This is a genomic window from Photobacterium proteolyticum (assembly GCF_001939735.1).
Classification (GTDB): Bacteria; Pseudomonadota; Gammaproteobacteria; order Enterobacterales; family Vibrionaceae; genus Photobacterium; species Photobacterium proteolyticum.
This window is the reverse complement of the sequence record NZ_MJIL01000076.1, coordinates 136,203-145,178: the sequence shown is the minus strand read 5'-3', so window position 1 is coordinate 145,178 and position 8,976 is coordinate 136,203. Positions and strand designations below refer to the sequence as shown.

At 48.8% G+C, this 8,976-nt stretch carries 6 protein-coding genes; 1 reads left to right on the top strand and 5 read right to left on the bottom strand.

Going from position 1 to position 8,976, the window contains the following annotated elements; translation table 11 throughout:
- Nucleotides 1-99: 99 nt before the first annotated feature.
- Both dsbB and nhaB read right to left on the bottom strand, forming a co-directional pair.
- Nucleotides 100-621, bottom strand: a complete 522-nt coding sequence (dsbB, locus tag BIT28_RS14540; protein WP_075764918.1) for a disulfide bond formation protein DsbB — start codon at nt 619-621, stop codon at nt 100-102.
- A 91-nt stretch (nt 622-712) separates the two neighbouring features.
- Complete coding sequence (gene nhaB / locus BIT28_RS14535; protein ID WP_075764916.1) at nt 713-2,305, bottom strand: Na(+)/H(+) antiporter NhaB; 1,593 nt, start codon at nt 2,303-2,305, stop codon at nt 713-715.
- Nucleotides 2,306-2,771: 466 nt separating this feature from the next.
- Between nhaB and fadR the strand changes: the two genes are divergently transcribed.
- Nucleotides 2,772-3,623: a fatty acid metabolism transcriptional regulator FadR gene (fadR, locus tag BIT28_RS14530; RefSeq protein WP_075764914.1), complete on the top strand. Its 852-nt coding sequence runs from the start codon at nt 2,772-2,774 to the stop codon at nt 3,621-3,623.
- A 75-nt stretch (nt 3,624-3,698) separates the two neighbouring features.
- On the opposite strand, the gene BIT28_RS14525 is transcribed toward fadR, so the two are convergent.
- From BIT28_RS14525 to BIT28_RS14515, 3 genes are read right to left on the bottom strand one after another with little or no spacing between them, the layout of a single operon-like run.
- Entirely contained in the window at nt 3,699-5,228 is a 1,530-nt protein-coding gene (locus BIT28_RS14525) for a SpoVR family protein (RefSeq protein WP_075764912.1), read from the bottom strand.
- Between the two features lie 30 nt (nt 5,229-5,258).
- Nucleotides 5,259-6,530 carry a YeaH/YhbH family protein gene (locus BIT28_RS14520; protein ID WP_075764910.1) on the bottom strand — a complete coding sequence of 424 codons (1,272 nt, stop codon included), beginning with the start codon at nt 6,528-6,530 and terminating at the stop codon, nt 5,259-5,261.
- Between the two features lie 38 nt (nt 6,531-6,568).
- Nucleotides 6,569-8,503 (bottom strand): PrkA family serine protein kinase, encoded by a 1,935-nt coding sequence (locus BIT28_RS14515; RefSeq protein ID WP_075764908.1) that lies wholly within the window; start codon nt 8,501-8,503, stop codon nt 6,569-6,571.
- Nucleotides 8,504-8,976: the final 473 nt, after the last annotated feature.

Sequence of the window (8,976 nt, the reverse complement as noted above, 5' to 3'; positions counted from 1 at the left end):
ATTCGGAACCGCCGTATGCGACCCACGCTTGTACGGTGGTGTGAGAGGACGGAGGCCGCGAGGCCTCCTCCTACTCGATTCTTTCCACGATTCTAGTTTCTAGAACCTTTCTTTTTTCTTGCCAAAGAACTGCGCGATAACAATGAGCGCCAGAACCACAAGGTTAGCGGCAAAAATGATGACCAGCCATTGTGGCATGGACTGACCGAGGAAGGACCAGACCACCTTACTGCAGTCACCCGTAGCTTCAAACATCCACGGAACCCACTGGTTTAGTGGTGCCCACTCCGGAAACGTCACAAACAAATCACAGGTTGCAAAAGGCGACGGATTGAACTGGTAACCGACGTGCTCGTTGGCGAGAGCCAGCCCCTGATAGGCACTGTATCCCCACCCGGCAAGCCCGGTCCAGCGGATCACGGTGTTTTGCGGGGCAATCATACCAAGCAGGGCAGCAAAGCCTATTCCCATCATAGCGACACGTTCATAGATACACATGACACATGGGTCGAGTTTCATGACATGCTGGAAGAACAGGGCGCAAGCTTCAAAGAAAACAATGAAAATGAGCAGTAATAGCCAGGATAACCGGCTTTTGGAAAAGGTATTCAGAAATTGCATGAAATGATCTCACCTATACTTAAAACAAAGCCCTGAGAAATCAGGGCTTTGAACTTGTAATTTCTGACACTTATCTTTGCTAAAGATTCAATTAATGTCCAGTAGCAGGTGCAATATGTGAGGCAGCTTCCGCAACATGGTGACTTAGCCACCCCATGTCGTGGAACCACTCCGTCATTGGAACCAGCATAAACTCTATACCGGCTAGGCCAACGAGTGACAGCACAATGGTATACGGCAAGGCCATGTATACCATTCGGCCGTAGGACAGGCGAATCAACGGAGCCAGCGCCGACGTCAATGCGAATAGGAAAGCAGCCTGACCGTTCGGTGTTGCCACTGACGGCAAGTTGGTACCGGTATTGATAGCAACAGCCAACATATCGAACTGGTCGCGGGTGATGACGCCATTAATCAATGCGGTTTTCACTTCGTTAATGTATACCGTACCGACGAACACATTATCCGACACCATCGATAGCAGGCCGTTGGCAATGTAGAACATTGTCATCTGGGCGCTGCCTTCAAGGCTGAGTACCATTTCGATAATCGGTGCAAACAAATGCTGGTCGATAATAACGGCAACGATAGAGAAGAAAACGGCAAGCAGCGCGGTGAACGGCAGTGCCTCTTCGAACGCTTTACCCAGTGCATGTTCTTCAGTAATGCCGGTGAAAGAGGTGGCCAGGATAATGACCGTCAGACCAATCAGGCCGACTGCTGCAAGGTGCAGGGCAAGGCCAAGAATAAGCCATATCGCGATGACAACCTGGATAGCCAGCTTGGCGTAATCAATGTTGGTGCGGCGCTTGCGTTCTTCGTCGTCGAAATCAACCAGAATTTTACGGACATTCTCCGGCAGGCGGGTACCGTAACCACAAATCTGAAATTTTTCGACCAGTATGCAAGTCACTATGCCGCACAAGAATACAGGAACCGTGACCGGTGCCATGCGCAGGATGAACTCACCGAACAGCCAACCGGCCTGATCGGCAATGATCAGGTTCTGGGGTTCGCCCACCATGGTCATTACGCCACCCAGGGCGGTACCGATACCGGCATGCATTAGCAGGCTGCGAAGGAACGCACGGTAGTTTTCCAGATCATTACGGCTCACTTCGCGGATATGCAAATCAGTCGTATGGTCGTGTGAGGCATGGGGTTCACGGCCTGAGGCAACCTTGTGATAGATGCTGTAGAAGCCAATGGTCACGCTGATCACAACCGCGATAACGGTCAGTGCATCAAGGAAGGCGGACAGAAAGGCGGCCATGACAACAAACGACAACGACAGCAGTGTCTTCGATTTGATGTTGATCAGTATCTTGGTGAAAATGAACAGCAGTAGCTGCTTCATGAAGTAGATACCGGCAACCATGAAGATCAGTAGCAATAAGACTTCGATGTTGGCAACCAGTTCGTGTTTGACCTGCTCGGGGCTGGTCATTCCTATTGCTACGGCTTCGATAGCCAGCAAACCACCGGGTTGTAGCGGGTAACATTTCAGGGCCATGGCAAGAGTAAAGATAAACTCAATGACCAGTAACCAACCTGCGACAAAAGGGTCGATTAGGAAAAAGACGATTGGGTTGATGATGAGGAAGGCGATGATTGCCAGTTTGTACCAGTCGGGAGCCTTGCCTAAAAAGTTCTTGATGAAGGCGTTCCCTAGCGAAATAGCCATGTTCTTGGGTCTCTCAAAATACGCAAATTATTCGATGAGCCGGCTGCTACTTGCCTATTAGTCCGAGACCAAGATAACCAGTTGGTGGTTAAGTGTTCTTATGAGACCCCCTAAGCTAAAAATCATTTCCCTGATGGTTTTTAACTTAAAGCAGGCAGCAGCTTCCATTTAGCTCCCAGAGATAGATCGTGCTAACTGTACAGTTTGATCTAGATCAGTCAAGTAGTGAGATGGGAAGATGTTTAATTTATTGATATCTCATCTCAAAACCGGGGATTTAGGGCGGTAGATTACCACGCTCTGAAATATTTGCTTACAATTCGCAGGAAACGTTGAGCATTATCAAATTTTGAAGCGCAAAGTAAAACATGTCTTTTACATACCCAGCAGAGTTTCGCCCATTGCTTAACTAGTGGTATGATGAGTTAATAATATATAAGCAAGAAGCAACTGGAAAAATAATCAGATGGTTATAAAGGCTGATAGCCCAGCAACATTTGCTGAGAAATATATCATAGAGAGTATCTGGAATAATCACTTCCCACAGGGGTCGATTCTTCCGGCTGAGCGGGAACTGTCCGAGCTGATTGGTGTTACCCGTACGACGCTTCGTGAGGTGCTGCAGCGTCTTGCCCGTGATGGTTGGTTGACCATTCAGCACGGCAAACCGACTCGTGTAAACAACTATATGGACACGTCGGGCCTGAGCATTCTTGATACTTTGATTACTTTGGACGGACAAGATGTTCAGGGGGTACTTGAAGACCTGCTTTCTGCTCGAACAGATATTAGCAGCGTGTATATGCGATATGCTGTTAAGGGGAACAGCGAAGAAGCTAGCCAATTGCTGGCTAACATCATCACTTCTTGCGAGAGTTTGCTAAAGGCTGGCAACTTTACCGACTTCGTTGAAGCAAGCGACGCAAAGACAGAGTTGATGCAGGAAGTGAAGAAGATCGTCGATAAATACGGAAAAGATCAACCGGAGCTTTGCGAAGCGATTTGCCGAGCCCGCGCGTTTAACTACTACGATTACCGTATGTTCCAGGGGATGGCGGCGAAATCAGGCAACACCCTGTATGTTCTGACGATTAACGGCCTGCGCAAGATTTATACCCGTGTTGGTGGTTACTACTTTATGTCGAAGGAAGCCTGCGAACTGGCACTTGATTTCTACCGCGACATGAAGTCTTACTGTGACAATAACCAGCCGGAGCTGGTTGCCGATCGCATCAAGAAGTATGGCCGCGAGAGCGGAGCGATTTGGTACAGCAACCGTGTTGAGATTGCACGCTACCTGTATGAGGAAGAGCAGTAAGCTCGGGGCGACATTGTCGTAAATGTAAAAAGGAGATGCAAATGCATCTCCTTTTTTGTTTGTGGTTTTTGGTTGCTATATCTCTGAATCATATTGATTACGAACAGGGCAGGTACCGAGGATCTGCGTTCTGCCGTCGGGCATCTCTTCCTCCAGAGTGACATCGAAGCCCCACAGGCGGTACATGTGTTTTAGTACTTCCGTATGGCTGTCTGCTAAGGGAATCCTGTTGTGCGGTACATACCTTAGGGTGAGTGAGCGATCACCTTTCAGCGCCACATTCCACACCTGAATATTCGGCTCATTATTGCTGAGGTTGTACTGGGACGAGAGCTTCTCGCGGATCATCCGGTAACCTTCCTCATTGTGAATGGCGCTGACCTCGACGTAGTTGTGGCGGTCGTCGTCATCTACGGCGAAGAGTTTAAAATCACGCATCACTTTCGGTGACAGGTACTGGCTGATGAAGCTTTCGTCTTTGAAATTCTCCATCGCAAAGTGCACGGTATCCAGCCAGTCAGCCCCTGCAATGTCCGGGAACCAGTATTTGTCTTCCTCCGTCGGGTTTTCACAGATTCTGCGGATGTCTTGGAACATGGCAAAGCCCAGGGCATACGGATTGATACCGCTATAATACGGACTGTTGTAGTCCGGCTGAGCGACAACATTGGTATGGCTGTGAAGAAACTCGATAATAAATCGATCGGTAACCAGGCCTTCGTCATAGAGGTGGTTGAGGATGGTATAGTGCCAGAAAGTCGCCCAGCCTTCGTTCATCACCTGCGTTTGTTTCTGCGGGTAGAAATACTGGCTGACTTTACGCACGATACGGACTATTTCACGCTGCCATGGCTCCAACAGCGGCGCATGCTTCTCGATGAAATACAGGATGTTTTCCTGGGGTTCATGGGGGTAACGCGCTTCTTCTGTCTTGAGTTCTTTTTCTTCCTGGATAGGAATGGTACGCCACAGTGCGTTGACTTGGGTTTGCAGGTAATCTTCCCGTGCCTTTTGCCGGGCCTTTTCCTCGACGAGTGAAATTTTTTGCGGGCGCTTATAGCGATCCACACCGTAATTCATGAGCGCATGACAAGAGTCGAGCAGTCTCTCGACCTCATCGACGCCGTATTTTTCTTCGCATTCAGTGATGTATTTGCGGGCAAAGAGCAAGTAGTCGATGATTGAGCTGGCATCGGTCCAGGTTTTAAACAGGTAGTTGCCCTTGAAGAACGAGTTGTGACCATAGCAGGCATGGGCCATGACCAGTGCCTGCATGGTTATCGTATTTTCTTCCATCAGGTAAGCGATACAGGGATCCGAGTTAATCACAATCTCGTAGGCCAACCCCATTTGGCCGTGTTTGTAGCCACGCTCCGTTTCGATAAAGCGCTTCCCGAAAGACCAATGATGGTAGTTGATGGGCATCCCGATACTGGAATAGGCATCCATCATCTGTTCAGCAGTGATGATTTCGATCTGGTTAGGATAGGCGTCAAGCCGATAGTGATCGGCGACGCGTTTAATTTCCGTGTGATACTGCTCAAGCAGGTCAAACGTCCAGTCAGGACCATCACTGAGTGTTTTTGACTTAGTGGTTGTTACCATAACACACTCCCCTATAGCGCTTGCTGACATCTAATTCACTTGTTTCTTGAATAGCTCCCGGAATACCGGGAAGATGTCTTCCACACTCCTTATGTTTTGCATCGCAAAGTTGCTGTGGCTTGCCTGCAGTGCCTCATACTCCCGCCATAATGTCTGGTGTGCCCGGCGGGTGATCTCGATGTAGGAATAATAACGGCTGACTGGCAGGATATGCTTGTCCAGCAGTTCTCGACAGCCGGGTGAATCATCAGCCCAGTTATCACCATCTGAGGCTTGTGCCGCATAGATATTCCACTCAGCCGGTGAGTAACGTTTCTTGACGATGTCATCCATCATTCGCAATGCACTAGATACAATCGTGCCCCCGGTTTCCTGAGAGTAGAAGAACTCATGCTCGTCTACTTCCTTAGCCTGGGTGTGGTGGCGAATAAAGACTACATCAACATTTTTGTAGGTTCGGTTGAGGAACAGGTACAACAAGATATAGAAGCGCTTTGCCATATCCTTGGTCGCCTGATCCATCGAGCCGGATACGTCCATCAGGCAGAACATCACTGCCTGGCTGGTGGGTAGTGGCCGACGTTCGTAATTCTTGTAGCGTAAGTCAAAGGTATCGATGAAGGGCACGCTGCTGATTTTTTCCCGCAGGGCCTGAATCTCCCGTTTCACCCGATCTTCTTCGAGTGGCTGGGCCGGTTCGGTATTCATCAAATAATCTAGCGCTTGTTCCAGCTCCCTTAGCTGACGACGTTTGGCGGCCGTCATTGCTGTCCGGCGAGCCAGCGAATTTTGCAACGATTTCACGATGGCAATGTTGGCCGGTACTCCGGAAGATTTATAGCCGGAGCGGAATGTTTTCCACTCAACGATTTTATTGAGCTGGTTTTTTTCCAGGTTTGGCAGTTCCAGATCTTCGAAAAGCAAATCAAGGTATTCATCCTTTGAAATCTGGAAAACAAATTCATCCTGGCCTTCACCGTCAGGGCTGGCCTGTCCCTCACCGGCACCGCCTTGACCCGCCCCTCCCTGGGGGCGTTCAATACGATCTCCGGGGCTGAACTGGTCATTGCCCGGGTGGACAACTTCACGTTGTCCACCACGGCCTTGGTGAAAGCTTGGCTCGCGGATGTCGCGGGAAGGTATGGTAATATCCTCGCCGCTTTCGACATCGGTGATCGAGCGTTTGTTTACCGCATCAGCGATCGATTCCTTGATCTGCTGTTTATGGCGGCGCAGAAAACGCTGACGGTTCACCGTGCTTTTGTTTTTACCGTTGAGCCTTCGGTCTATAAAATGCCCCATAAGCTCTCCCCTTATTCATCCCATAATTCCGTGGCAGGCTACGACGACTTGCGTACGCGCAGATACCATTCGGATAGCAGGCGCACTTGCTTGCGGGTGTAGCCTTTTTCCATCATGCGAGCCACGAAGTCATCGTGTTTTTTCTGCTCATCGGTGGATGTCTTGGCATTAAACGAGATGACAGGAAGCAGCTCTTCGGTATTCGAGAACATTTTTTTCTCGATTACGGTACGAAGCTTCTCGTAGCTGGTCCAGTTCGGGTTCTTGCCGGCATTGCTGGCACGGGCACGCAGTACGAAGTTAACGATCTCATTACGGAAGTCTTTCGGGTTGCTGATTCCGGCAGGCTTCTCGATTTTCTCAAGCTCGTTGTTCAGCGCCGAGCGGTCGAACAACTGACCGGTTTCCGGATCGCGGTATTCCTGATCCTGAATCCAGAAGTCGGCATAGCTGACATAGCGGTCAAAGATGTTCTGACCGTATTCGGAGTAGGACTCGAGATAAGCGGTCTGGATTTCTTTGCCGATGAACTCGACATACTTCGGTGTCAGGTAACCTTTTAAATGCTCGAGGTATTTTTCTGCCATTTCCTGCGGGAACTGCTCTCGTTCAATTTGCTGTTCCAGTACATAGAACAGATGAACGGGGTTGGCTGCCACTTCGGAATGATCGAAGTTAAAGACTCGCGACAGGATCTTGAAGGCGAATCGGGTCGACAGACCGGCCATACCTTCATCGACACCGGCGTAGTCACGGTACTCCTGGTAAGACTTGGCTTTCGGATCCGTATCCTTCAGGGTTTCACCGTCATAGACACGCATTTTCGAGTAAAGGCTGGAGTTTTCCGGCTCTTTCAGGCGAGACAACACGGTGAAGCGCGCCAGAATTTCCAGGGTGCTTGGCGAGCAAGGTGCGGCTGACAATTCACTGTTCTGAAGCAGTTTTTCGTAAATGCGGATTTCTTCCGATACACGCAGACAATAAGGCACTTTGACGATGTAGACTCGGTCAAGGAAGGCCTCGTTGTTTTTGTTGTTACGGAACGTCTGCCACTCAGATTCGTTGGAGTGGGCCAGAATAATACCGTCAAACGGCAATGCAGAAAGCCCTTCGGTACCGTTGTAGTTGCCTTCCTGCGTTGCTGTCAGCAACGGGTGCAGCACTTTCAATGGCGCCTTGAACATCTCGACGAACTCCATCAGACCCTGGTTGGCCTTACAGAGAGCACCGGAATAGCTGTAGGCATCCGGGTCATCCTGAGAGAAGTGCTCAAGCTGGCGGATGTCGACTTTACCGACCAGTGATGAGATATCCTGGTTGTTTTCGTCACCGGGTTCGGTTTTGGCGATACCGACCTGATCGAGAATAGACGGGCGGACTTTGACGACTTTGAATTTAGTAATATCACCGCCAAATTCGTGCAGGCGTTTGGCAGCCCATGGTGACATGATGTTGTTAAGATAGCGCTCTGGAATGCCAAATTCTTTATTGAGGATGTCTCCGTCTTCATTTTTATCGAACAGGCAGAAAGGGTGGTCGTTAACCGGGCTGCGTTCGCCGTTTGCTGTCAGTACATACACAGGTACTTTCTGCATCAGACTCTTAAGCTTTTCGGCCAGTGATGACTTACCGCCACCAACTGGACCTAATAGGTATAGGATTTGTTTGCGCTCTTCCAAGCCTTGTGCCGCGTGCTTGAGGTAAGAAACGATTTGTTCAATGGCATCTTCCATGCCGTAGAAGTCTTCAAACGTTTTGTAACGGGAAATGACGCGGTTGGAGAATAGACGGCTCAAACGTGGGTCTTGAGCGGTATCAATCATTTCTGGTTCGCCGATTGCCATCAGCAAGCGTTCTGCAGCATTGACGTAAGCACTGCGGTCATTACGACAGATTTCAAGGAATTCTTGCAATGAAAGCTCTTCATCCTTGGCTTCTTCATAGCGTTGACGATAGTGGTCAAAAATACTCATGGTATGCCCCCTGAATCGTTCTTCAATCAATTAGAAAGGACGAAAACAATTAACTTTCACATCCCTCATATCTTAAGACTAGACCTAACTGATCAAATTGCTTCACTGAGTTGTTGGTTTATAAACTAAATTTCCCTTTTGTCCTTGCCTAACGAACTGAATGTTTTTTGAACATATTCTTACTATCCTCCTATAAATTGGGAATCGCAAGCGGATTTGTTTAAAAAATAGCGTCGATTTTGTTGCGATATTGTGATCTCGGTCGCTGCGGGAAAGTTGAGTCGCAAATCAGGGATATTGTTTCATTACTGGTTTTACCGCCTAAATGTAAAGCTTTTCATTGTGCAAAAATGTGCCATAAAGTGCTTTGTTTAGCTTGATGTGGTTTTTTTGTTCAAAGTGAGTTTGTGACGAATTGTTTTCCTTTTTCAGAACAAAATTTGAAGATCGTAGTGAAAGTAGCCCGCATCCAA

Coding starts and splice junctions, on each gene's coding strand:
- dsbB (WP_075764918.1), bottom strand. CDS start 621: ATGCAATTTCTGAATACCTTTTCCAAAAGCCGGTTATCCTGGCTATTA.
- nhaB (WP_075764916.1), bottom strand. CDS start 2,305: ATGGCTATTTCGCTAGGGAACGCCTTCATCAAGAACTTTTTAGGCAAG.
- fadR (WP_075764914.1), top strand. CDS start 2,772: ATGGTTATAAAGGCTGATAGCCCAGCAACATTTGCTGAGAAATATATC.
- BIT28_RS14525 (WP_075764912.1), bottom strand. CDS start 5,228: ATGGTAACAACCACTAAGTCAAAAACACTCAGTGATGGTCCTGACTGG.
- BIT28_RS14520 (WP_075764910.1), bottom strand. CDS start 6,530: ATGGGGCATTTTATAGACCGAAGGCTCAACGGTAAAAACAAAAGCACG.
- BIT28_RS14515 (WP_075764908.1), bottom strand. CDS start 8,503: ATGAGTATTTTTGACCACTATCGTCAACGCTATGAAGAAGCCAAGGAT.